Source organism: Bradyrhizobium sp. UFLA05-89 (genome assembly GCF_059803475.1).
The window spans coordinates 1-23,425 of sequence record NZ_JBANBA010000058.1 but is presented as its reverse complement, the minus strand read 5'-3'; the positions used below and the strand labels follow the sequence as shown (position 1 = coordinate 23,425).

Below are 23,425 nucleotides of genomic sequence, written 5' to 3'. Positions count from 1 at the left end.
GGCCGATGCCGCGGCTCCCCGTCAGCACCAGCATGTTCCATCTTCCCTCCTGCAGTAGGTTACTGCGGCGTAAAACGGACCTCGACGTCCATTTACGATATGCAACACCGGATCGCATCGTCGGCTGCCGCGTCGAGAACTAAACCCGCCGCTCATTCCGTTGTCCTTGGCGCGGTCACTCACGCGCACGTCGGTGCAGGATTTGGGCCAGCGCAACGCGAAGGGGGGCGACACGATTGCGACGCAGTGTCGCGCTTAACTTAGTGGGTTAAAGCAATAGCGCGTTCGCTTCTGACAGCTGCGCGCGACGTCGCTTTGTCACTTATTGATCTCCAGTAGCCATCCTGATGGACACGCGCTCGACTGACCTCGTTTTCCCTCAAGTTCAACCAGGACAATAGTGTCCTCTTTGTCGGAAACGCTTCAGCGCCGGGAGTTTCTCATTTGCCCGCCGAACCGACAAAGACGACAGCCGCTGGCGCGCCTATTTTGGCTCGATGGCCTTCGATGCGTAGGAGACAAACCGTCCGGTCTCGTCGTCGCGTCGTGAGAGCTCCGGGCTGCGACTGCCGGCCCTCCCATCGACCATCCCTCTCGGGTAGGCTTTTGGCTACTGCGGCGGCGCGATCCTCACCACGGCAGCCAATCGGACGTCGTGAGCCTCACATGTCAGGTTCATCGGCTCAGTGGTCCTACTTGACAGGTTTGGTCCGACGGTGGCGTTTGTTTCGGCGCAATGCTGTGGTCTCGAGTAAACCTACCAACTTCCAAGACCCTGCCCAATCACCGACACGCCTGTTAGTCGACCCGAATACGATGTTGTCCCATGCTTAATGGACGCTTGGTCTAGCTGATGCTCTGCGGGAATCGCTTTGTCAGCACACGGGCCTCGGCAGGCCCGGACGAGCCCGCCAGCGGCCTCAATCGGTTAAGGCTCATCTTACCCGGAAGATTGTCGGCATCACTAGGCGAGGTGCATTTTGAAAGAGCTCTGCCAATACATTTAGCGACGAAACAACACGGTACATGCAAACCGGCTTTATGATCCGCGAGTGCGGATTATGCAGGTTACGCGACGACCTGATGTTCGCGCGACTCATCGGTTATGATCAAGCGACCGGGGTCATTCAACTCGAACTCAATGATGCGTGGCACCACAAGGCGCGCATAGCGCGTAAAGGCACTGGTCGGCGGAAAGCGAATTACGGTATCGCATCGAGCGAGGAGGTACATCTCCGTGAGAGCAGAAAACCCGCCCTCCGCTCCCAGTTCTGCACTGTGTAATGGTCCTGCTTGATCCGCCTGGAAGCGCTTTGAAATGGTAAAGAGGTCTGGAAACGCGGCCGACACCTTCTCCAGCACCTTCGGGCTATCCGTACATAAAAACACCTTGACTGGACTTGTGTGGAGAAACGCCTTCGCTCTTTGAATGGCAGCGCATACCTGCCGCAAGGCAAGCTCCGGATCGGCCCAGTACGGTGTATGCCCCATGATATTTTCGCCATTGCCGTGTCGAACATGGACACCTACTACGCTTTGACCTTCAAAGTGCTCCTGATGGGTCGCGTCAATCCGTGCTTGAATTTCAGGCCGCAGTTTGATGGCCCGAAATATTTCTCGCTCTGCGTCTTGATCACACCCCCACATCAAACAGGCATCACACACCACAGTATTCGCCTGAGTGTCATCTTGGGCGTCGAAGAGCTGCCTCAGCTCATCCCGCTCTCGAAAAATTTGTTCATCAGGCCGGTAAATGCAATCGATGGACGGCCGATTCCACCAAGTCGGAAAAAACGGCCCCGGGAGTGAGAGTTGATTGACTTGGTCATCGCAAATCACGCGCACGCCGGCGATGTCTTGAATCGGTTGGAAGAACACCCCAAAGGCGTTGGTGAAGGGTTCATCGAGATAACACGAGCCGCGCCAATCGATGACCAGTGTACGCCCTGTCCGCTTCGCGTACTGCCAGGCGGCCGCCAACGACCAGAGGCAATCCCCAAAACCGGTACGTCGCCGAGAAACAACGAACCTTTCCTTCTTAGACCCGTCAACCGGCATTTTATTTTCCTTGCCACGACATACCTGAAGGCTCAGGGAGAAGCACAACTGTACGAGATGTCTCGCCTGAGGCTGTCATCCGGTAAATGGCGCCGCCAAATCGCCTCGTAGAACCTTCTCGGCGAGCTGGCCATGCGATGCAGGGCGCTCGTTCTTCGGTGAACACCCTCCTTCTGGACCCACTCGAACTCATATTGAGAGAGATCTGAGTAGCCATAATCATCGATCGGGCCTTTATGCTGGCTCCGCCATCTGATCGCAGTCACCCTTTACACGAGTAGCGCGTGAGGGAGGATGCAGGCGAACACGGCGCTGCTCCCACAGGCTCCGCAGTTCCTTGACGAGAGCTTCGCGCCCGGCCTGATCCAATGCCATCGCGTTGAAGACGTCGAGGAGGACGGCTTGGCCTTTGACCCGCATCAGCAGATTGTACACATTATCTGAAATCCGGACACCATAATCGCCCGAAAACGCCGCGCGGATCTCGCATACCGTCTCCTGCCGATCTCGTGCTGTGTGTGCCCGGACCCGATGGAGGGACGCATAAGGCGGCAATGAGACAGCGAGCGAAGTCCAATCGTCCAGGGTAACGGAGCGCTTTTTGACAAGGAACGGGCCAATGACAAGAGCATCGAGCTCGGTCGTCAGGAATGTTGTGACGGCGTCTGCAACCGAATCCACAATCGGCTCGGCATTGTTGTTAAACGACGTATTGAGCAGAACTGGGACACCCGTTCGCTTTTTGAACTCGTCGATAAGCTCCCAGTAGGCTGGATTCGACTTGCGCGACACTGTTTGCAACCGCGCCGTACCATCAACATGCGTAATAGCGCCGAGCAAACCTCGCTTGGACTCCTGCACGCCAACCACGAAATTCATGAAGGGAAACTCGCGCTTCCCGGCCGGGAGGTCGAAATATTCGTGTGCATCTTCCTCCAACACAGAGGGCGCGAACGGTCGATAGCCTTCGCGCTTCTTGACCATCGCGTTTATGCGATCCTTATTCGTTGCAGGTCGAGGGTCGGCAAGAATGCTTCGGTTACCGAGGGCACGCGGCCCGAATTCCGACCGCCCCTGCACCCAGCCAATAACTGCGCCGTTTGCCATCCAGTCGGCGGCCCTGCCCGCAACATCATTGCTATGTTCAATCTCGAGATGTCCGGCCCATGCATTCAGCTCCTGCTCCATGGCGCGGTCCGCTCCGAGATCGGGTCCCCAATAGACCTCCTGGAGCCGCTCTCGCGGCGCGGGCTGGCCTACCTCGCAAGACATCATGAGTGCAGCACCTAATGCGCAACCAGCGTCGTGTGCCGCGGGCTGCACAAATATATCTTCGAACAGCTCTGAATACAGCAACTTACCGTTCATGGTGCAGTTGTGGGCCACCCCTCCGGCCAAGCACAGGCGCTTCATGCCGGTCGCTTCTCGATAATGCCGAAGCATGTGAAACACTATTCGCTCCAGCGCTTCCTGCAAGGAAGCACTCACATCTCGATGCTGCTGCGTGAATGGCATTCCCTTTCGACGCACTTGGATACTGCGGAACAACGTCGGTCCTATGCGATCCAGGTTGACACGGTAGCCGCCGTTGTCGGTGAGTTCATAGAACTGCTCGAAGAGCTTGCGATATGGAGCAGGATCTCCGTAGGGAGCAAGTCCCATGACCTTGTATTCGTCGAACAGGCCATATCCGAGATACCGGATCGTCTCGAGATAAAACAATCCCAAGGAGTTGCTCTCCGGGAAGCTCTCGAGTTGCCTAACTTCGGTTCCAGACCCGATGGCCACGAGACCGGAGAGAAACTCACCGCCGCCATCGATTGCAAGGACCAGACTTTGCTCAAATCCGGACATTGCAAACGCACTGACTGCATGCGCCCGGTGGTGACTTACGAATGAGACGCGCGACGGATCAATGTCCGTGCCGAACTCCTGCGCCAGCATCGTCCGGAGCAAGAGCCTGGCATCCATCGGAATAGCGTTGGACGGCTGCGAAATAAACAGGCGCTCGAGCATGGCGTTGCAGTAAGCTTCGGTCGCATAGAACGCAATGCGATCGACATCGCTCAGTTGAATACCGGCAACGTCGAGACAGTACTGGATCGATTGGCTTGGAAACTTGTTAGAGTGCTTGACCCGATTGAGACGCTCCTCTTCGACGGCTGCTATCACACGACCGTCGCGCACGAGAACGGCAGCGCCATCGTGAAGAAATGTGCTTGGAAGCTCGGGTCGGCATTCAAACACCTTGTCTAGTCCGCCGCTCACTCCGAGACACAGCATCTTACTCTCCGTTTATTGTGAGAATACTCGATTTGTTACCCGCCTCACGATCGTTCGTCGCTGTATGCAGAAGCACGACGTCATCAGCCCGAGTGTCCTTTGCGATTTTCACGTGCTCCACACCATGGCGCGCGCGTTCGTCAACTTTACCACTGCGGCCTCTCAGCGCATGAGGCGCCTCAGAAGCAGTGCAACCGACAACAAGAACGGCACAACCGCATAGATACAGAGTGCGCCAATATGAACCCCGACGCCGCCGACTGGCCGCCCAAGCATCGCCGGGCGAATGAGCTCAATCGAATGCTTCAGGGGCAGCAGGCTGGCTGCGAACTGGAAGGCGGCGGGCAACTGGTCGATCGGAAACACTGCCCCGCAGAGAAACACCATCGGTGTAAGGATGAGCGTCTGGTAAAATACGAAATAGTCGTAACTTGGCGCTAGTGATACGACGACCATCGCCAAGCTCGCGAAGACGAAACCAGTAAGAGCAATTGCGGGCAGCGCATAAAGCATGGATGGCCATGCCGCATAACCAAGGCCAGCAGCAACGATCGTAATTCCTGTACCCGCCAGCACGGCTTTGCTGGCTGCCCATGCTACTTCACCGAGCAGAATATCGCCAAGTGTAAGCTGTGTGCACAGCATTGCCTCCCAGGTCCGTTGAGTGTGCATACGGGCAAACGTTGCGTAAATCGTTTCGAAGCTCGCGGACGTCATCGCGCTGGTCGCAACCATGCCCCCCACCAGAAAGTCGATATAGGACGTCCCGTTGACGCGACCGACGATTAGCCCGAGACCAAAGCCAAGACCAAGTAGGTTCGTCAACGGATCGGCGAGATTGCCGAGTAGCGAGGCAAGCGCAACCTTCCTCCAGGCCAAATAGTTGCGACGCCATACCGAGACCCAATTAAATGCGTTGGAGGGCATGGCCGCGCCATAAGTCATTCTCATCATATCTCTATCTCGCGTCCGGTCAGCCGCAAGAACACATCTTCGAGATTTGGCGGACGCTCCAAAAGGCGTAAACCCGCAGCTCCCCGTAACTGCTTCCGCACTTTCTCCAGATCCGGTGCATAGCAAAAGATGGTCTCGCCGCTTAGTTCAATACGCTGTGCGTAAGGCCTGATCAGCTCAATCGATTCGTGCGGATTACCGCCATAGATCTCCATGACATTGCAGCCAATCTGGTCGATGATCAGCGCCTGCGGCTCGCCTTCGGCGATCTTGCGTCCTTCCTCAAGCACGCAGAGCCTGTCGCACAGCCGCTCGGCCTCTTCCATAAAATGGGTCGTCAGCAGGATCGTCTTGCCGCGCGAAAGTAGCGCACGCAGCCGTTCCCAGATCAGATGGCGCGCGTGTGGATCAAGACCGGTCGTTGGTTCGTCCATAATAAGCAGATGCGGGTCGTTGATCAGAGCTCGTGCCAGAACCAGCCGGCGCTTCATGCCGCCGGATAGCTCAGCAACCCGCGCATCCGCCTTGCTTTCGAGGCGCGCAAATTCGAGCAGTGACGGGATGACCGCCTCTATTTCACGTGCGCTCATGCCGAAATAGCGCCCGAAAACCAGCAAGTTCTCGCGTACCGTGAACTCGTTCTCAAGGTTGTCGAACTGCGGGACCACGCCTACGCCCGCGCGTGCCAAACGCGCGTGTGTCGGCACCTGCTTGCCGAGCACCCTAATCTGGCCAGAGTCCGGAGGCGCCATGCCAAGTATCATGCGCACGATGGTGCTTTTGCCCGCGCCATTCGGTCCAAGTAGTCCGAAGCACTCTCCCGCCGCCACAGTAAACGACAGCCCGTTGACAACGGGTTTGCCACGATATGATTTGCTTACAGCGGCAAGGTCGATCGCTACGCTCGACATGCGTTCATCTCAGCTTGTCAAAAGCAGTTCGGGCGACGGCACCTTGGCTTCGAGCGTTTTGGTCCAGAGCAAACCGTCGCACCAGATGTGTTCGATGCGCCCCCATTCGCAGGCAGCTGTGACGTCGGGGAAGAAGCCTCGTCCATGGTGGTTGGCGCTAGTATTGCAGAGCAACGGAAGGCCAGTGAGCTTCTCATATTCAATGAGAAGTTCAGCAACCTTATGCTGGGATGTTCTACCAATGGTCTGCAATCGTGCAGATCCGTCAAGATGCACAACGGCTGGGATTCTCTCTCGCCACTCTGGCCGTGTCTGATGATCGAAGAGCATGTAAGGATCGGGCGACCCAGGATCGAAAATATCCGCCGCTCGGTCCTCCAAACATATCGGCGCAACCGGACGGAAGTGTTCGCGAAATTTGATGTCGTTGAGATAGTCCTTCATTCCGGGCGATGTTGCGGCGGCAAGAATGCTTCTGCCACCCAAGGCACGCGGCCCGAGTTCGGCGCGACCAGCAAGGAACACTACGGGTTTATTACTTGCAAGGAGAGCGGCAAGCTCACTTATGCTGCAGGGCGCGGCTTCCCATTCTGCTGATCCATCACCAGCTGCGAGGGCCGGGCCACCATAGACCGACCACTCCAACGGCACGAAACCCTTGTCCGCGACCAACGCCGAACAAGCGGCCCCGATAGCCGAGCCACTGTCATTCGGAAACGGCGGTACCCATACCGCATCGAACAGGCCGGTTTCACGTAACGCACTGTTCCATTTGATATTAAGACCACAACCGCCGGCGATGCAAAGATTGCGCGGCCCGGGAACGTTCGAATGCCGCAGCAAAGCAAGGCCCATCTCCCGCACGAGCAGACGCTCAAGAAAAACGTGAAATGACGCAAGTATATCTTCGTGTCGCTTGGCCTCCAATCGAAGTGCGCTTTCGTCGAAGAAGTCGTGCGTCGCGGCAAGTGACGCTTCGGCGTCATTTATATTCGCTCGGTAGCGCTGGGCAGACTCCGTGTCCGCCGCAAAGTGCTTCTCGTAGATCTCCCTAAATACTGTCACAACGTCTTCATCAGGCGTCCCCAGACCGATGTAGGCCATCAGTTTGCCCGCAACGCCAAGGTCCCAGTTGGTCCGGCTCACCTGCCGGTAGGGCCCAAAGTGATGGCCCGCGACGGCATAGGCATGCCCTATCATCGGGAACAGGCACTCGAGGAAGCGGCCGCCACCGGGTTTTACATAATAAAGTCGCGGAAAGATGCAGCCGTCCCACACGAGGCAGAAAGCGGGCTCTCCCGCTTTCGCAAACGGGCTTGTGCAGTATGCAGAGGCAATATGGCCCGTGACGTGTGCATAGCTCCTATAGGAGAAGCTATTGCCGTCGAGCACAAGCCCGTTCCCCTCATGTGAAGAGAGGATTCCTTCGGGGCGTTCAACATACGGCGCACCTTTGAGAGTGAGAAGCTCCGATCCGCTCAGGACCTGGAATTGTGATTCGATTTCCCCGTCCCAGCCGTCGATGACGAACTGGTCAACATCGCGGGGATGAAGGCCGTATTCCGCCAATGTGAGAACAACCGTATCGAGATTCTCGATGGCTGAGTACCGTCGATTGTTGTCGCGTTTTTCATGCTCGATGCAAAAGACCAGACGTCCATCCTCCACAAGGGCGATGGACCCGTCGTGCGTCAACTTGATGCCACAGATGCGCATGGTGCCTCAATGCTAAGGTCGGTTGTTGAATGAAACGGAAGACCCGATCGAATTTCGAAAGCAAGCAAGCAAGCAGTCTTCGTTGGCCGAATCGCCTCGACATTGCACCCGTTCGACCTCGACCAATGTTTCGTTCAGCATTGCGATGATCGTCTCGGCACCAGCCGCATGTCCCCAGCCACGGCAGGTGTCATCACGCGCTGATCCGAAAACCAGATGCCCATCCGGCGCAAGCATTCGCACCAAATTGCCAATGGCCGTACGCATCTCGGCAACATCGCGGAGGTAGTAGAGCACTTCCGCCACCACGATCAAATCGAACTGGTCTGTTCTCGAGAACCGTTGAATGTCAGAGACTATCCATGTGATGTGCGACCATCGCTTCGTCCGTTGACTCGCCCGGCCAATCGCTCGCGGCACGACGTCGACGACTGTAAGTCGTTCGCAGTGTGGCGCCAGCTTTTCCGTGAATGCGCCCGCCGCGCAGCCGACCTCGAGCCCATTTGCGATGAAGCCGTTTGAAAGCGAAAGCCGCAGCATGTGCGTGTGACGCTCTCGCTCGAACGGATTGCCGTCCAGCCGCCATGGATCATCGGCAGCCAATTCTCGCTCTAACGATTGGTAACCGTTTTCCTGGTTCATGAGCTGTCCACTCCTCAGTCCGTATCACTCGCCACTGCAAGTGCAGTCGTGTCACCGCTCGACGGACGGCGCGAAGCATCCCACTTGCGAACTGGCACAGCGAGTCCCGAAGGTCGGGTGACGTCTGGTTGGGGCTCGTGGTTTTCTTTTAGCGCTTGGTCTCCGCCAGACCCGAGAGCCTTGACTGATTTGCGTGAGAGCCAATCGCTGTTGCTTAGCGTACACAACGCATATGCTTTGACCGGAAGTAGCAGAAAGATATTGATGGGCGTGTGCAGGGAAAACGCAAGAAATCGCAGTTGACGCGCGCGCAAGGCTGCTACCCCGCATCGTACCATGGTCATCGATGCGATCATCAAACATGTCCACCACGGCACTGTTGCCGTGAGCGCGAGCTGCGCGATGCCTGTAACAACCGAAAGAGCCAGAAGAAGCGGGCCGATGTTTTGCCCGATAACATCTAACGTCAGGTATCGATCGAGACCGGGCAAAAGGCGCAGCCCAAGCAGCGTGTCTCGGAAAGTGCTCCTGGCCCAGCGGAGCTGTTGTCGCAGATACGGACCTAACTTATCTGGAACGACTGTCGCGGCGTAGGCGTCGGGAACGTACTCGGTTCGAAATCCTGCCTTCAGCATGAGAATCGTGAGATGGCGATCCTCGCCGAAGTCGCTCGGCTTTCCTCGAAAGAACTGCGCCTCGTACTGATCCAGTAGCAAATCGAGGGCGGATCGTCGATACATGGCACATGGTCCGCAGCAGCACATGACCGCACCGAAACGAGCTTGAGCTGCGCGCTCCTCATTGCACGCCAACCAGTACTCCATGTCGATCAGCCTGGCTAGCCAGGTGTCGCTGCGGTTGCTCGCGGTCAGCTGCCCCATGGCTGCACCGATACCAGTATCCTGCATTCTCAATGCAAGCTTCCTGACTACATCGCTCGCAAGTATCGTGTCCGAATCGACGTTAAGCACCAAATCTCCGGATGAGCGCCGGATCGCGGCAATCTGTGCTTTGCGTTTTCCGACGTTCTTCCGCAGGAGAATAAAGTTGAACCTCGGATCGTAGGCATAGGCATGGTGGACGGGTGCGACGTCCTCCCGGTTTCCAGAGCCGTCATCAACCACATAGACGCGCAGCTGCCCGACGTAGTCTTGGCTTGCAATGGACTCTAAGCAGGCCGACAGCGTACCCGGATCCTCGTTGAAGCATGGTACGATCACATCCACACTCGGCATAGATTCGGGGTGGACTGCATCTGATGTCGCCGAAGACGCTGGTGTCGGCGAGGCATGGAACGCCTGCACGGTCTTGTAGACCGCGGAGAGCAACGCATAAGACGAGACGACTACAGTGCTGGTTGTGGCAAGCAGGTTCATGGGACGCCGATTTGTTCAGTGAAGTTGGGGAAGCGGGCAGATCGCGAAACCGCGATCACGCAGGGCTGGAATAAGTTGGGAAAGTGCCTTCAGCGTCTGGTCGCGCAGACCTGAATGAATGCACCGCCTCAGCTCATCGGGCGGACATCCGTCGTGCAGAAGCACAATCGCACCAGGGCGGACAGATGCTAACACTGCGCCAACGATCGCATCGACGCCCGGGCATGACCAGTCGCGTGGGTCCACTGACCAGTGGAGAGCCGCCAGTCCGGCCTTCGCTGACTTGGCCAGCACCTCTTCGGTCCAAATGCCATACGGTGCACGCACGTGTCGCACCACGGCTTGGGGACACACGCTCATGATGGCCCTACTCGCCGTCAGTATTTCATATTGCACTTCGTCTGGTTCGCATTTGGACAGATCCGGATGTGTCATCGTGTGGTTTGCTACCTCATGCCCCTCAGCGACCATCCTTCGGATTAGCTTTGGCTCATTCGCGGCGTACGTGCCAAGGACACAGAACGTCGCCGGCGCGCGGTATTCCGCCAGCACATCGAGAATACCCGGCGTGCAAAATGGATTAGGCCCGTCGTCAAACGTCAAATAGACGCTGTGGCGGACGGCATCCTTGGCCCGCTTGCTGTGCGCTTCGAAGGAACCACTTGCGTCTTTCACAGCTCTGGCCCATTACGCTCGATGAATGTACCGGTGGGCCACTCGCTCATCGCCCGCGCTATAGGGAAAACGACGAGCAACGCGTCGTCGACGCGGGTTGGCGGCAAGTTGGCATAAATATCCGGAAGGGTAGACCGCACGCGAATGCCCGGAACAATCGTCGCCAAGCCTGGGCGGCCGAGTAGCCTGTAGATATGCTCTTTGAGTTCATGTCGAACCGTGCCGAACCCAAAGGGAACGCCGAGCTCCCGCAGCACCGGATACATTACGCGCATCGAATGAGAGATGCCGAGCCCCTCGAGATCCGGGCGTACCGCGTACAATCCAAGTTCGGCCACCAACAGATCGATTTCGCCGACCTTGATGAACCGCCGCAGCGCGCCGATATGAGCGGCCACGCCGCGACCATCGTAGCCAATCACACGGAGTTCAGGTCTCGCGCCGGCCCAGCTTCGATTGCCTTCAAACGGTTGCGCGTTAAACGCCCCGGTCGGACCGTAAGCATTTCGAAAGAACTCAGAGATTGCGACGTGGTCGGCAAGTTGTAAGTCATTTTCCCAGCACGTCCTCCATTGGAGCTGAGGGCGCATGAAAGACTCTCCTGCTTCTTGCTGCGTTGCTGAGGCACGCATCAGGCGGGCAACGAACGGCCTGGCGGTGCTCGTTCGATGGTGTCGCCAGCGAATGGATTTGATGTTGACTTGTTGACGGCGTTTGGGTTCGACCGCGCGGGCGGCAGGACTTTTTGGATATTCCGGATTTTGTGGGGGCCGTCGCTAACCGTCGCCGTCGTGTCCGGGCTGGTCGCAATCGGCTCAGTTAGAGGTCGTGCCCCGCCTACTATCTTGCATTCTAGTTTTCGTTCATTGCCCCCGAACGCCCATTCTCCGCGACAGCTCTGTGCAGCACTCACGCTATCGGAGCACCAGGCATTTACCCAGTCATATCGAGGTAGACGCCTTCCATTGAAGCGTATGTAGCGACTATACGATGGTTTAAACCGCGCTCCTGACGGCATTGTTGAGCGGCATGCAGTTGCTAAGGGAGACGACGCTATTGTAGAAACTCCCTGGCACGGGCGAAGAAACCGCAACTCCGCTGCACACGACGTCACGCTCCTCTCACCGCACAGACAATATGCCGATCGCGCGGTTGGAAAGCGGAATACGACGATGTTAGCCGCGGCCTCATTTGCCTCGTCCAATATCTGGCACTGACCTTGATGCACGCAACGACTTTGGTGCCGCTCATTTGTTTTCTTGCGAGTATGAGGGCTCGCCGCCCGTGTGATCGGCGATCGATCGCACAAGCGGTTAAGACTGGAATCGATGCAATCTTTTCGGATGTGACAACGCCATGACGGACGTCCAGCTAAGGTGTTGCGCGCAACCGCGGACGAAGCGCCATCACCAATATTTGCGATCTGCGGTGCCACGCTCTGCTTCTCCGAAACGTACGCTAATGCACAGGAACTGGAGATTTCCTAACCGGCGCTGTGCTAACTGGTACAATCGATTGTTTGGATGAGAAGCATCTACACTGCGGATAGGTGACTATGCGTTTTCGAGGACTGGATCTGAATCTGCTCGTGGCGCTCGATGCGCTGATGACCGAGCGAAACCTCACGGCGGCAGCTCGCAGCATCAACTTGAGCCAGCCGGCCATGAGCGCGGCAGTTGGACGCCTGCGCACATATTTCAAAGACGAGCTCTTTACGATGAAGGGCCGCGAACTTATTCCAACTCCACGTGCGGAAGCTCTCGCCGCCCCAACGCGCGAGGCTCTGCTTCACATCCAATTCTCCATTACGTCCAGGGATACATTCAAGCCGAGTGAATCCGACCGGCGCTTTAGGATCTGCCTGTCGGACTTTGCTACGATCGTGTGGTTCCGAAATGTCGTGAAGCGTGTTTCGCGAGATGCGCCCGGCGTCAGATTCGAATTGATGCCTCACGCGGACCCATTCGATCATCCTCTCCAACGCGCCGAAATCGACTTTCTCATCGTGCCCGAGCTATACATGTCGGACGCACACCCTAAAGCTACCCTTTTTGACGAGACCCTCGTGTGCGTCGGCTGCCGCTCGAACAAGCAGCTATCGGGGGCACTCACATTCGATAAGTACATGTCAATGGGCCATGTTGCGGTCAAGTTCGGGCGCTCTCGCGTGCCCGCTGTAGACGAATGGTTTATGCAAGAGCACGGCCTCAAGAGACGCGTTGAGGTCGTTGTTCAGAGCTTTAGCTTGGTCCCTCCCATGCTGCTTGGCACCAACCGAATAGCGACGATGCCCCTCACGCTTGTGAAGTATTTCGCAAAGATGATGCCGCTACGCATCACTAAACTCCCACTACCGCTTCCAAGCTTCACCGAAGCCGTCCAATGGCCTTCCCTTCACAATACTGATCCAGCAAGCATATGGATGCGCGAGGTATTGTTGCAGGAGGCAGCGCGTTTGGTTCCTCCGCACGCCGATCCTAAGACACGCCGAGGACATCTCGCGGACCCGCCCTTCGCTAGCTAGAGATACAGCTTTGGATGCGCCGGAACGACAACCGCGGATCGTAAGCCGTTAGGCGAAGAGATGCCGATTGATGACGCTTACAAGTCAACACGGCATCTCTTCGCTAGTCTTTTCAAGGCCATTTTTCTTTGACACAACAACGCGCCGTTGATTGCTGACGCCAGATCTGGCTTTCGTCGCTATTCCCTCAGATGAACCTGGCCACTGGTTGATCGCCTCGTGTCCTTTTGGCAATTTTGTTTGCCATTCGCAGATCGCCTCCTCGGCCATCCGCAAGACTCGATTGGGCACACGATTGGTCCGATAAGACGCGAACTAGCTAATATTCAAGTCGCTGGTTCGGCCACCCGTATCCAGCTCACTCGACCCTCTCAATCGTGTTGTCGTGCCAACGATTAACTATGAAACCGGGAAACGCATTGTCGCCTTTAGGATCAAACCGCACTTGGCCGACTACGGTCTCAATCTCTTGCGAGCGAAGCGCTTTTGCCACGCGCAGAGCGTTGAAGGAGCCAGCGCGCTTCACTGCTTGCGCCCACGCCTGCACGGCGGCATAGGCGTAAAGTGTGTAGCCTTCCGCGGACCGCTGTGATGCTCTCAATCTGGCTACGACGTCGGCGGCCGCCGCGTTTTGGGTGGCGTCTGGCATGAATGTGAAGAGAGTGCCGTTTGCAGCATCGCTCGCAATCGCCCAGAATTCGCCGGTCATCAGCGGATCGTTAGCCATGACAGTGAGACGCGCCTGTGCGTCTGCGGCTTGCCGCACAATCAAGCCAATCTCCGTGTAGTAGCCACCACCGATATAGACGATTTCGATTCGTTCCCTCTTCATCCTTGATACCAGCGCCGTGTAATCCTTTTCGCCGGCCATGTAGCTTTGCCGCATGACAATCTGCAGTCCCGCGTCGTGAAGACGAGACGCAACGATATCTGCTATGCCCTTGCCAGCGGTGCTCTTGTCATCGAGGATGGCGATCTTGCTCTTGGAATAATGCCGCAGGATATAGTCGGCGGCGACCACGCCTTGCTGGTCGTCACGGCCGCAGATCCGAAAAATCGTCCTGAGGCCTCGTTCGGTCAGCTGAGGATTGGTTGATCCGGGCGAAATCTGAATAATTCCCGCTTCAGCGTAAACGTCGGAGGCGGGAATTGAGGAAGAGGAACAATAGTGGCCAACGACCAGCCTGACCTGGTCGGCCGCCAGCCGATTGGCTACTGCGACGGCCTGCTTCGGATCGCAGGCGTCGTCAGCAACAGTCAATTTGACCTTGAGTTCGGGAAGCAATCCGGAGGCGTTCAAGTCATCCACGGCCGTGCTAGCGCCGTAGCGCATCTGAGCACCGACCGCAGCATTGTTTCCCGTCATAGGTCCAGCCACTGCAACGTAAACATCGTCAGCGGACGCGGCCGAGACCAACACGGAAGCCAAGACCGCTGCACCGGCGACTAGATTCATGCGAAACACTGCCATTTGACGCCCCTGACGTTGGTTGCTTTTGCGCCAAGACTCGCTCCCGCTCTCTTACCTTGGTCGCGGTTATTGATGCTCGTATCCGAAACTCGCGTTGTCTGACCGTTCGTCCACGTAATTCAATAGTTCGTCCACGCCTACTATCGATCCGCGTCATCGGGCGCGCGTGCCCGCCGGCGCGTTTGACCGCAGCTCTCGCGCGACATTGCATCAAGGCGGGCAGGTAGTTCTTCCACACTTACATCCGATTCCGTGTTCTTGGTGATGTTGCGCAGCCGATCGCGCAACTTGGTTGCCCGCGCGACCTGAATCTCAGCTCGCTCCAGTTGTTCGCTCAACAGGTCGGGAAGCGAAGTTCTTCCCTCCATCGCTTTCCGTATCTCATGAAGAGAGAACCCGAGCTCGCGAAGCGCCAGAATGTGATAAACCCTTCTAACGCTTTCACAGTCGTAAATCCGGTGACCACCATCCGTACGCTGCGAGGCGGCGAGCAATCCCGTATGCTCATAGTGACGTAGGGTGCGCACCGTCACGCCGGTCGCCTCCGCAAGTTCGCCGATGCGTCGCCAACGACGCCTGAATGGTGTAGGTCTGGTCATGTTGCTCAGTTTACGAACCTACAACCTAACGTCACGTGAGGTTCAAGGGGTTTTGGCGCCTCGCAGAGCTTGTCGCCTACTTTTCGATCGCAATATCGAACTTCGCCTTCCGAGGACCGCCTCAGCAGGCGGACATGACATGCAGAATGCACGCCACCACGCTGCGGTGCAGACGTCGAATGACGCCGTCATCGATCTATCCAAAGAATAATTGAACCTTTGCTCGGCTAAGCCACAGACGCAATGGCCACCATCAGCCTCTTTAGGAGGATCAGTTCGGCCTCACCGGCAGCCGTACGTCCAAGCACAAGCTTAGCGATCTCCGTTCGATTGATGGGAGTTCGCATACTTGCCGGCAGCGCCGCCACCGCCTCATCAAATATCTTTCCTAAGGTGGAAAGGTCTTCCGGATCGAAAACACCACCTCGTACCTGCAACACTTGCACCGTCTCTCCTTTCAAACATAACGCCAGCGGGTCGGCTCCTTGCAAGGGCGTTTGGCTGCGTTAGGGCAAAAAGAAGACCGACCTGCGGCGCGCGACCAAACGCAGGTCGATCTGTCGCTCGATGCAACATGAAAGCGCACTGGCGCGACGAAGGCGTGCAAACGCAATATCGACTGGATTTTGAGACTCGATCTACATGGCGGAGTGATCCATCGCCCCAGCGCAGCATCGGCATCACTCGTGGGCGAAGAGATTGCGCAATCGTTCATCGCGCAACCTCATTTTTTCAAAACCTTCGCGGACATTTTGATTTTGCTCGCCCCGAATCGCCTTGCTCTTGATGAACGAGCCGAAGATTGAGCAGTTATCGAGCACCTGACGCGCCAAGGCATGCAATGCATTTCGGGCGCCTGAAACACAAGGCGGTATACAGCGGAATTTTCTCGATCTATCAATCAAGTCAGGGGACGTACCGCCTTTTCCAGCACGGGCACAAGCGCGTGCCGATTGTTCGATCGGATCCGTCCATTGCTTGTCTTTAGAACGAGACGGTGCGCAGAGAGACGGTGCGCGGAAGTTTGGTCACCGGATCCGATCTGGTTTCCCGATTGCATTCAAACAGAATGCTGCTACTAGCGGATCGCCCGCAGTCTTGGGCGGCACCAGCATAGCATCACGGTGCGACACTTCGGCATCGTGCAACGAGTCGAGCGGCTCACGGGCCTCTCCGCAAATCGCAAGAGCATGATCAATATGTAGGGCAACTCGTTCAGAACAGAAAACCGCTCTCAACGAGCAGAACAAGAATAAAGTTTTTCGATCTGACGGAGCCTGCCGTCGCGGATCGACCGGTGCACGGGTCTCTGGCGCGGGCCTGCGGATCCCTCTCGAATGAATTGATTGACTAGAGTCTATTCAGTTTTGGAATTCACATGGAGCTTCGGACACTACGCACTTTCGTGGAGGTCGTACGGCAAGGCGGGTTTTCCAAGGCCGGCAAAGTCGTATTCGCGACCCAGTCGACCGTTAGCAAGGCGGTCAGGCAGCTTGAGGACGAGATTGGCGTGCCGCTGCTTGATCGGATCGGCCACCGCAGCAAGCTTACTGCTGCCGGCGAAATTGTTTATCGCCGTGCGATCAGGCTACTGATGGAACGGGACGATCTGATTTCCGAACTCGGCGATTTGCGCGGTCTAAAATGCGGCATTCTCAAGCTCGGTCTTCCACCGGTGGGTAGCGGCACTCTGTTCGCAAAGCTATTTGCGATCTACCGCGAACGCTATCCAGGCATCGATATCCGGCTCGTGGAGTACGGAAGTGAGCGGCTCGAGGAGGTTTTGCTATCAGGCGAGATCGAACTTGCGGCCTCGCTTCTACCCGTGTCGGAAGGCTTTGAATGGCAGGACGTCAAACGCGAGCCGCTCACTGTTTTGCTACCCGTTGACCACAAGCTTTCGCGGTGCCGATCTCTCGATCTTCCGGCATTGCGAGAGTTACCGCTCATCCTCTTCGAAGCTGGATTTGCATTGAACCGCGTGATTTTGGACGCCTGTCAACGGCACGGCTTCGAGCCGCGTGTCGTCGCGCGTAGCAGCCAGATTGATTTCATCGTCGAGCTTGCTGCGACGGGCATGGGGGCCGCCTTTCTGCCACGGATGATCGCAGAGCAACGCAAGCATCTTTCGATCGCTCGGGTGCCGCTCGAAGAAGCCGATACTGACTGGCACATTGCAATGATTTGGCGCCGCGGCGCCTATCTGTCACATGCCGCGAGGGCTTGGCTCGATCTGGTGGCTTGCACGCGCGGCGACGATCATTCCGGCAGCGACTGAATTGCAGTCGAACAATTCATTTCCGGCCATATCGCGCCCCGACGTAGACACGTCTGCGAGACGTTCGCGCTTCGCTAAGCTCCGGACGAAATATGCGCCATGGCACAGACTGTCGCAGATCAGTTCGCCAACACTCTTGCTGAGGTGGGAATAACGCGCATCTATGGAATTGTCGGAGATAGCCTGAATGGCCTCACCGATGCAATCCGCCGACAGGGACGCATCGAATGGATACACCTCCGGCACGAGGAAGTCGCTGCTTTCGCGGCCGGTGCCGAGGCACATCTGACGGGAGCGAGCTCGCGGTCTGTGCCGGAAGCTGGGGGCCGGGCACTCTACATCTCATCAACGGCCTGTTTGATTGTCATCGTTCGTGCGTGCCAGTGCTCGCGATCGCCGCACACATTCCGTCGGCCGAGATTGGTGCCTCGTATTTCCAGGAAAGCCACCGGGAGATCATCTTTAGAGAATGTAGCCACTATTGTGAGCTGGTTTCTGAGGCCAATCAGATGCCACGCATCCTTGAGGCAGCCATCCGCGTGGCTATAGGAAGGAACGGCGTTTCCGTTGTTATCATTCCTGGTGACGTCTCACTTCGTCCTGCGCTCGATGCGCCACGGCCCAAGCCCGCTAGTTTGCGGCCTCCACAGCCGGTGGTCTTGCCGACGACCGCCGAGCTCGATGGCCTGGCTGCAATGTTGAACAGAACTCAGCGAGTGACCGTTCTTTCGGTTCCGGCTGTGCCGGTGCCCATGAACAACTGCTGGCTCTTGGCGAGCGGCTGAAGTCACCGATCGTGCATGCTTTGCGCGGCAAGCGCCTTGAAGATCCCTCAGAGGTAGAGGATGGCATCGACGCAGCGCTCGCGCATGACGGACCAGCTTTAATCGATGCCGTTGTCAATCGGACCGAGCTCGCCGTGCCGCCTTCCGTGACGATGGAGATCGCCAACGGCTTTTCTCTGCACATGCTCAAGGCGATCATGAATGGCCGGAGCGACGAAGTCATTGATCTTGCCAGGACCAACCTCTGGCGCTGAGCCAAGGAAAGCCCTGTAGCGCGCATTGCGCGTACCGGGCTGAACCAGCGTCAGTAGCCTGAAGATGACGCCGTTGCGACATCGGCTTGAGATCAAAACACCAGGGCTAACTGACCAGTTGGCATCGACTGTCGACTTCGATCACTTTCGGGCACGCGATACTATCGACTGCAACGTCGCAGGCGACGTTCAGCGCATTGTGCATGTCCGCGATCAATTCGTTGGAACTCTCCAGGCCCGCGTGGATGCGAATAAGCGGTCCTGCGAACGGAAGCGCGGCTTCCGCTCGCTTTGGTGGCTCGACAAGCAACGCGAGGCTCTCGTACCCGCCCCAGGATAGACCAATTCCAAAGAGGCGCAGGCTACCGAAGAGAACCGAAAGTTGCGGCCGCGACATTGGTTTTAGAATAATCCCAAAGAGTCCACTGGCGCCCAGAAAATCCCTCTTCCAAATGGTATGGCCGGGATCGTTGGGAAGGGCGGGGTGCAACACTCTGTCGACAGCTGGATGCGTCTGCAGGCTTTGCGCGAGAATGAGGCCATTTTCCCAATGCCGATTCATGCGCAGACCTAGAGTACGCAATCCCCTCAGTCCCAGATAGATGTCATCCGGCCCGCCAATTTCGCCGAAATGCTGCGCAGTTGACTTCAGTGTGGGCCATGCCGCTTCATTCGCAGTGGCTACGCCAAGGAACGCATCGGAATGGCCAACGATGTACTTCGTCGCAGCCTGGATTGAAATGTCGACCCCATGATCAAATGGTCTGAAATAGAGAGGTGTTGCCCACGTATTGTCCATGATCACAAGCGCGTCCGATTGATGTGCAACCGCTGCGAGTGCCGGCACATCTTGAACCTCGAAGGTCATGGACGATGGCGATTCCAGATAGATGGCCCGTGTATTCGCGTTGATCTTTGCTGCCAGTTCTGACGGCTCCGTTGGACAGAAATACCGTGCCTTGATCTGCAGCGCCGCAAGAACGTTGTCCGCGAAGGCTCTAACAGGCGCGTAAACGCCGTCGCTGATTAGAACATCATCGCCCGCCTTCAAACACGCAAGCAGCGAGTGAGTGCAAGCAGACTGCCCGGATGGAAAGAGAATCGACCGAAATCCGCCTTCTAGTTTGCAAACTGCGGCCTCAAGCGCGCGAGACAGGGGCGAGCCGAAGCGACCGTAGCTAGGATGGTCTTTGTTCCGATCGTCCCAATCCTCCAAGGTTTCCGAAACAATGGTAGAGCCGCGATAGATCGGCACATTGACCATCCCGGCGTGTTCTTCCGGCGCACGACCGAGGTGACAAAGTAGAGTTTCCGTGTCTCGTACGCTGTTGTCGTCGTTCAGATCCTTCATGACAAGTTCTCTTCCGTCGCATTCCGCCCTGGTCGTGGCATGTCGTCGCACCGGAGTCACCAGCCCTGCGTCAGCTGCATTGCAGGTGCAACAACAATGCCAATCTTGGGCAATTCTACTGCGACTGCATGTCGGTGACGTCTCTTGAGCGATGAATGAAGATCCAATACGACTCTGAGCTATTCCGTTCGCGCAATTGAGTGGATCACTTTTTCTTTGACCAGATTATTTGTGGCTTGGCGGTTTCGTCCGCCCTTACCGCGTTCGAGTCACGTTGTAGCGAGTGAGACACATTGTCCGAAGACCATCGAACCCCCTTGAACCGAACGTAAGGTCAAGTTGTACACTACCAGAATTGGTAGGGCATCGGGGCCTTCGATGACGTTCGAACGAGGATTGTGAATGTCTCAAACGCAGTTGTTGGCGCCGCGCCAGTCCGCCATCCGCTTCGATCACTTTGGAGGAGCCCGGGAGCATCTGTGTGTGTTTGCAGGAAAGCGGCCACGCTATCACGGCCCCCATGGGGCGGACATGCTTGAGGTCCGCCGTTGCCGACCAGCAGACACTGCTCTGTATGAATTCACCGCCGACAGCCTCCATCGACAAATCGATGCGGTACTCCAGTCCCGTCATAGGCCTCCGCTGGGGTTGAAAAGCAATCCAAGTTGCGCATTTTCCTTCGCTTGACACGCGGAAGCGCACAAGCCGACCGGATCGCCCCCTCGCAAAACACGATCGGGTCCACACAAGTTGCAGTTTTGATGTACACTTCATGCAACTGTTAGGATCTCCATCTAAATTCGGATGAAGCCCTGGGCCGTCTGACTGTGAAGAGGCAAGTCGGCCTGTTGGTGCGCAAGCACGTGAGCCAAGCACCAGAGTGTCACTCAAATCGGACAATCGCCATGCTCAGAACCCATGCTTTTCGACGGAGCGACCACATGTCAGACGCAAGGCTGCTAAGCGCACTCTCGTGCCTTTCACACGTGGCAAAACAGCTAGACGTTCCGCCGCCCGCGCCCGCCGCGCTTGACGCAAATTGCGTCAAACTCAACATGAACGAGAACCCATTCCCATTACCGGAAATCATCAAGCAAAGCGCGATTGCGGCCCTTGAGCAGCATTATTTGTATCCGGAAGATGATAACGCCGGCTTGAGAGAAGCGGCTGCCTGTGCCTACGGTCTCTCTGCCGATCAGGTGATTGCTGGGAACGGATCGTCCGAACTTCTCGGTCTCATCTACAAAGCTTTCCTCGCTCCAGGCGACACCGTCGCGATGATATCGCCGGGGTTTTCGTTCAACCGAAAGCTCGCCATGTTGCACGAAGCTCAATTTCTGGAGATCGGGTGGGGTAAGGCCCATTCCCTACCGACGCACCAACTGCTTTTCGGTCCAGCCAGAGACGCCAAGTTCATCGTGCTAGCCAATCCCAACAACCCGACGGGAACATTCGTTCCGATCGGCGATATCGAAAGGTTCGTAGCGCAATCGGACCGACTAATCGTCCTTGACGAAGCGTATGTCGATTTTGCGCCTGATAACGGGCTACGGCTCGTTAACCGCTATTCAAATGTTCTGCTGCTGAGAACTTTCTCGAAAAGTTATGCCACCGCTGGCCTTCGCATCGGCTTCGGCTTCGGTCACCCCGAGCTCGTTGGCAGGCTTCGTGCCATGCAGAACCTCTTCAACATGAATGTAATTGGTCATGCGGTCGGCGCGAGCATCATTGCACATCGATCCACATTCGAGGACAACCATCGACAAATCGTCCTTGAAAGAGAGCGAACGACAATTGAGCTATCAAAACTTGGGTTCACTATACTGCCTTCCCAAGCCAATTTCGTGCTAGCCCGCGTGCCTGAAGGACACGATGGGACCTGGTGGCAGGCCGCGTTGCGGAGGCAGAACGTGCTTGTTGCCTTCTTCCCCGAGAACGGTCTCGAGAATTTCGTACGCATTACAATCGGCACGGAACGGCAAATGGATACGCTTTTCTCGGCCGTCAGTGACATTTCGAGATCGTCACTCTGAAGCCAAGCCGACAGCTCTCCCGCTGCAATTCTCGAGGTGGCCAAGTGAATAATACCTTTTCCTCAACACTGGCGTTCGGCATCTTCGATCATCTGGACGCGGATGGCCGTGATCTCGCCCAACAATATGCAGATCGCCTTCTGCTCGCCGAGGCATGCGATCGCCTGGGGTTCTATGCTTATCATCTAGCTGAGCACCACTGTACTCCACATGGCAGAAGCCCCTCGCCGAATCTGTTCTTGTCTAGCGTCGCACAACGCACAACCCATCTTCGCTTCGGGCCGATGGTCATGCTGCTTAGCCTTCATCATCCGCTGCGAGCATTTGAAGAGGTCTGTATGCTGGACCACTTGAGCGGCGGCCGGCTAGAGCTTGGCATCGGACGCGGCTCCCTGCCGGTTGAATTGGGATATTTCGGGGTCAGTGCAGATGCGGCGCCAGCGCGTTATGCAGAAGCCAGCGAAATTCTTGTTAAAGCCATGCGAGGTGGCCCCCTCTCCTATGAAGGCAGCCATTTCCAGTTGGACGACGTTCCACTGATGTTAACGCCTCATCAGCGGCCACACCCGCCGACATGGATCGCCGTAAATCAACCAGGCTCGGCAAGCTGGGCTGCTGAGATCGGCGCGAATATCGCCAGCGTTGGACCTGCATCATCCGTTCGAAGGGTAACTGACGCATATCGCTCGCATCGAGAGCAACACTCGGACCCGAATGGTCAGTCTCCGTTCCTTGGCTTGCTTCGAATGGTCGTGGCTGGAAATTCGGAAGCAGACGCTTATTCACTCGCAGAGCCTGCTTACGATCGGTGGCTCGACAGCTTCAAGTTCCTTTATGATCGAAATGACATCCCAACTCCATCAAACCTGCCCTTGACCTTCGATGCAGCAATCGAGAGTGAGTTGTGCGTTGTGGGCACGGCCGCTTCGGTACGACAAACGCTCCTTAATCATCTGGAAGAGGCGGGTGCCAACTATCTTCTCTGCCAGCTCGCATTTGGTGACCTTCCCCTAGATGCTTCATTGAACACTGCAACCGTCATTCGGTCTGAAGTCGTTGCGGGCGTGGCCAAACGTGAGGCCCGTCGTCGGTCGATGGAGATCGAATAGTTGCAGGCGTATCTTTTGAGGTTAGCGCTGGGTCATGACGTTAATCTATTCATTGCGCCGCGCTTCACACCTTTGTCTTGGTGTGATTTTCGGCGGCGCCGCTGCCGACGAGGCGGCCCGTCATGTACTCCTCGCGCATGGCCGATGCGATGTCATCAGCGCGCCGCCTTCGAATGGCGGCGGCCGGTAGCTGCCGCCACAAGACAGAGGGCAAGTTCAGAGCGCCGAACTCGCCACCGAGCGCAGACGTTCCTACACCCTTCCCTTAGCGATACGCGCTCGTGGTGATTTCTTGCTGAGAGCTAGGTCGACGAGGCACCGAACAGCCTCTAGTGGTTCATCACAGTGATTTTGACGTTTTGATACCGAGCCATTCGAGGATGGGCAAGTTTTCGGGTGGCAGGAG

General features: G+C 56.8%; 20 protein-coding genes and 1 pseudogene. 6 read left to right on the top strand and 15 right to left on the bottom strand.

Translation table 11 applies throughout. From position 1 onward, the window contains the following. Positions 1-1,068: 1,068 nt before the first annotated feature. The 9 genes from SO139_RS26485 to SO139_RS26445 form a co-directional block, all read right to left on the bottom strand. Positions 1,069-2,058 (bottom strand): nodulation protein NodZ, encoded by a 990-nt coding sequence (locus SO139_RS26485; protein WP_498540902.1) that lies wholly within the window; start codon positions 2,056-2,058, stop codon positions 1,069-1,071. 234 nt (positions 2,059-2,292) lie between these two features. Beyond that, on the bottom strand, positions 2,293-4,341 hold the full coding sequence (locus tag SO139_RS26480; protein ID WP_498540901.1) for a carbamoyltransferase family protein: 2,049 nt from the start codon (positions 4,339-4,341) through the stop codon (positions 2,293-2,295). 162 nt (positions 4,342-4,503) lie between these two features. After that, entirely contained in the window at positions 4,504-5,292 is a 789-nt protein-coding gene (locus SO139_RS26475) for an ABC transporter permease (protein ID WP_498540922.1), read from the bottom strand. Further along, a complete protein-coding gene (nodI, locus tag SO139_RS26470; RefSeq protein ID WP_498540900.1) occupies positions 5,292-6,206 on the bottom strand; it encodes a nodulation factor ABC transporter ATP-binding protein NodI in 915 nt (304 codons plus the stop codon). The genes SO139_RS26475 and nodI overlap by 1 nt, the downstream gene beginning before the upstream one ends. 9 nt (positions 6,207-6,215) lie before the next feature. After that, on the bottom strand, positions 6,216-7,922 hold the full coding sequence (nodU, locus tag SO139_RS26465; protein WP_498540899.1) for a nodulation protein NodU: 1,707 nt from the start codon (positions 7,920-7,922) through the stop codon (positions 6,216-6,218). A 12-nt stretch (positions 7,923-7,934) separates the two neighbouring features. Continuing rightward, positions 7,935-8,564, bottom strand: coding sequence for a nodulation methyltransferase NodS (gene nodS, locus SO139_RS26460; RefSeq protein ID WP_498540898.1), 630 nt, complete (start codon positions 8,562-8,564; stop codon positions 7,935-7,937). A gap of 14 nt (positions 8,565-8,578) precedes the next feature. Further along, positions 8,579-9,940: a chitooligosaccharide synthase NodC gene (nodC, locus tag SO139_RS26455; RefSeq protein WP_498540897.1), complete on the bottom strand. Its 1,362-nt coding sequence runs from the start codon at positions 9,938-9,940 to the stop codon at positions 8,579-8,581. A 15-nt stretch (positions 9,941-9,955) separates the two neighbouring features. After that, positions 9,956-10,615 (bottom strand): chitooligosaccharide deacetylase NodB, encoded by a 660-nt coding sequence (nodB, locus tag SO139_RS26450; protein WP_498540896.1) that lies wholly within the window; start codon positions 10,613-10,615, stop codon positions 9,956-9,958. Then, on the bottom strand, positions 10,612-11,205 hold the full coding sequence (locus SO139_RS26445; RefSeq protein WP_498540895.1) for a NodA family N-acyltransferase: 594 nt from the start codon (positions 11,203-11,205) through the stop codon (positions 10,612-10,614). The genes nodB and SO139_RS26445 overlap by 4 nt, the downstream gene beginning before the upstream one ends. Positions 11,206-12,170: 965 nt before the next feature. On the opposite strand from SO139_RS26445, the gene SO139_RS26440 reads away from it, so the two are divergent. Further along, on the top strand, positions 12,171-13,139 hold the full coding sequence (locus SO139_RS26440) for a LysR family transcriptional regulator (RefSeq protein ID WP_498540894.1): 969 nt from the start codon (positions 12,171-12,173) through the stop codon (positions 13,137-13,139). Between the two features lie 84 nt (positions 13,140-13,223). Here the strand turns inward: SO139_RS26440 and SO139_RS26435 are convergent, their stop codons facing one another. From SO139_RS26435 to SO139_RS26415, 5 genes are all read right to left on the bottom strand, one after another. Then, on the bottom strand, positions 13,224-13,409 hold the full coding sequence (locus tag SO139_RS26435; protein WP_498540893.1) for a hypothetical protein: 186 nt from the start codon (positions 13,407-13,409) through the stop codon (positions 13,224-13,226). Between the two features lie 88 nt (positions 13,410-13,497). Continuing rightward, positions 13,498-14,610 (bottom strand): branched-chain amino acid ABC transporter substrate-binding protein, encoded by a 1,113-nt coding sequence (locus tag SO139_RS26430; protein ID WP_498540892.1) that lies wholly within the window; start codon positions 14,608-14,610, stop codon positions 13,498-13,500. 140 nt (positions 14,611-14,750) lie between these two features. Beyond that, the gene (locus tag SO139_RS26425) at positions 14,751-15,209 is read right to left on the bottom strand and encodes a MerR family transcriptional regulator (RefSeq protein ID WP_449384370.1); all 459 of its coding nucleotides are present in this window, start codon (positions 15,207-15,209) and stop codon (positions 14,751-14,753) included. Positions 15,210-15,436: 227 nt separating this feature from the next. Beyond that, entirely contained in the window at positions 15,437-15,655 is a 219-nt protein-coding gene (locus tag SO139_RS26420) for a hypothetical protein (RefSeq protein ID WP_449384369.1), read from the bottom strand. Between the two features lie 234 nt (positions 15,656-15,889). Further along, entirely contained in the window at positions 15,890-16,042 is a 153-nt protein-coding gene (locus SO139_RS26415; RefSeq protein WP_498540891.1) for a hypothetical protein, read from the bottom strand. A gap of 545 nt (positions 16,043-16,587) precedes the next feature. Between SO139_RS26415 and SO139_RS26410 the strand changes: the two genes are divergently transcribed. The 3 genes and pseudogenes from SO139_RS26410 (at position 16,588) to SO139_RS26400 (ending at position 18,526) form a co-directional block, all read left to right on the top strand. Then, complete coding sequence (locus SO139_RS26410; RefSeq protein ID WP_498540890.1) at positions 16,588-17,487, top strand: LysR family transcriptional regulator; 900 nt, start codon at positions 16,588-16,590, stop codon at positions 17,485-17,487. A 99-nt stretch (positions 17,488-17,586) separates the two neighbouring features. Beyond that, a pseudogene (locus tag SO139_RS26405) lies at positions 17,587-18,304 on the top strand (thiamine pyrophosphate-binding protein); the annotation flags it as partial. Then, a complete protein-coding gene (locus SO139_RS26400; RefSeq protein ID WP_498540924.1) occupies positions 18,293-18,526 on the top strand; it encodes a hypothetical protein in 234 nt (77 codons plus the stop codon). The pseudogene SO139_RS26405 and the gene SO139_RS26400, both read left to right, overlap by 12 nt. Before the next feature lie 106 nt (positions 18,527-18,632). Here SO139_RS26400 and metC read toward each other — a convergent pair whose 3' ends face one another. Then, positions 18,633-19,877 (bottom strand): cystathionine beta-lyase, encoded by a 1,245-nt coding sequence (metC, locus tag SO139_RS26395; protein ID WP_498540889.1) that lies wholly within the window; start codon positions 19,875-19,877, stop codon positions 18,633-18,635. A 941-nt stretch (positions 19,878-20,818) separates the two neighbouring features. Here metC and SO139_RS26390 point away from each other — a divergent pair. Then, a complete protein-coding gene (locus tag SO139_RS26390) occupies positions 20,819-21,910 on the top strand; it encodes a pyridoxal phosphate-dependent aminotransferase (RefSeq protein WP_498540888.1) in 1,092 nt (363 codons plus the stop codon). 44 nt (positions 21,911-21,954) lie between these two features. Beyond that, complete coding sequence (locus SO139_RS26385; RefSeq protein ID WP_449380766.1) at positions 21,955-23,019, top strand: LLM class flavin-dependent oxidoreductase; 1,065 nt, start codon at positions 21,955-21,957, stop codon at positions 23,017-23,019. The last annotated feature ends 406 nt before the right edge of the window (positions 23,020-23,425 follow it).

Excerpts from the sequence above, each read along its gene's own strand:
- SO139_RS26485 (WP_498540902.1), bottom strand. The coding sequence starts at position 2,058 with ATGCCGGTTGACGGGTCTAAGAAGGAAAGGTTCGTTGTTTCTCGGCGA.
- nodI (WP_498540900.1), bottom strand. The coding sequence starts at position 6,206 with ATGTCGAGCGTAGCGATCGACCTTGCCGCTGTAAGCAAATCATATCGT.
- nodC (WP_498540897.1), bottom strand. The coding sequence starts at position 9,940 with ATGAACCTGCTTGCCACAACCAGCACTGTAGTCGTCTCGTCTTATGCG.
- SO139_RS26440 (WP_498540894.1), top strand. The coding sequence starts at position 12,171 with ATGCGTTTTCGAGGACTGGATCTGAATCTGCTCGTGGCGCTCGATGCG.
- nodS (WP_498540898.1), bottom strand. The coding sequence starts at position 8,564 with ATGAACCAGGAAAACGGTTACCAATCGTTAGAGCGAGAATTGGCTGCC.
- SO139_RS26445 (WP_498540895.1), bottom strand. The coding sequence starts at position 11,205 with ATGCGCCCTCAGCTCCAATGGAGGACGTGCTGGGAAAATGACTTACAA.
- metC (WP_498540889.1), bottom strand. The coding sequence starts at position 19,877 with ATGAAGGATCTGAACGACGACAACAGCGTACGAGACACGGAAACTCTA.
- SO139_RS26475 (WP_498540922.1), bottom strand. The coding sequence starts at position 5,292 with ATGAGAATGACTTATGGCGCGGCCATGCCCTCCAACGCATTTAATTGG.
- SO139_RS26480 (WP_498540901.1), bottom strand. The coding sequence starts at position 4,341 with ATGCTGTGTCTCGGAGTGAGCGGCGGACTAGACAAGGTGTTTGAATGC.
- nodU (WP_498540899.1), bottom strand. The coding sequence starts at position 7,922 with ATGCGCATCTGTGGCATCAAGTTGACGCACGACGGGTCCATCGCCCTT.
- SO139_RS26430 (WP_498540892.1), bottom strand. The coding sequence starts at position 14,610 with ATGGCAGTGTTTCGCATGAATCTAGTCGCCGGTGCAGCGGTCTTGGCT.
- SO139_RS26435 (WP_498540893.1), bottom strand. The coding sequence starts at position 13,409 with ATGGCCGAGGAGGCGATCTGCGAATGGCAAACAAAATTGCCAAAAGGA.
- SO139_RS26390 (WP_498540888.1), top strand. The coding sequence starts at position 20,819 with ATGTCAGACGCAAGGCTGCTAAGCGCACTCTCGTGCCTTTCACACGTG.
- SO139_RS26410 (WP_498540890.1), top strand. The coding sequence starts at position 16,588 with ATGGAGCTTCGGACACTACGCACTTTCGTGGAGGTCGTACGGCAAGGC.
- SO139_RS26425 (WP_449384370.1), bottom strand. The coding sequence starts at position 15,209 with ATGACCAGACCTACACCATTCAGGCGTCGTTGGCGACGCATCGGCGAA.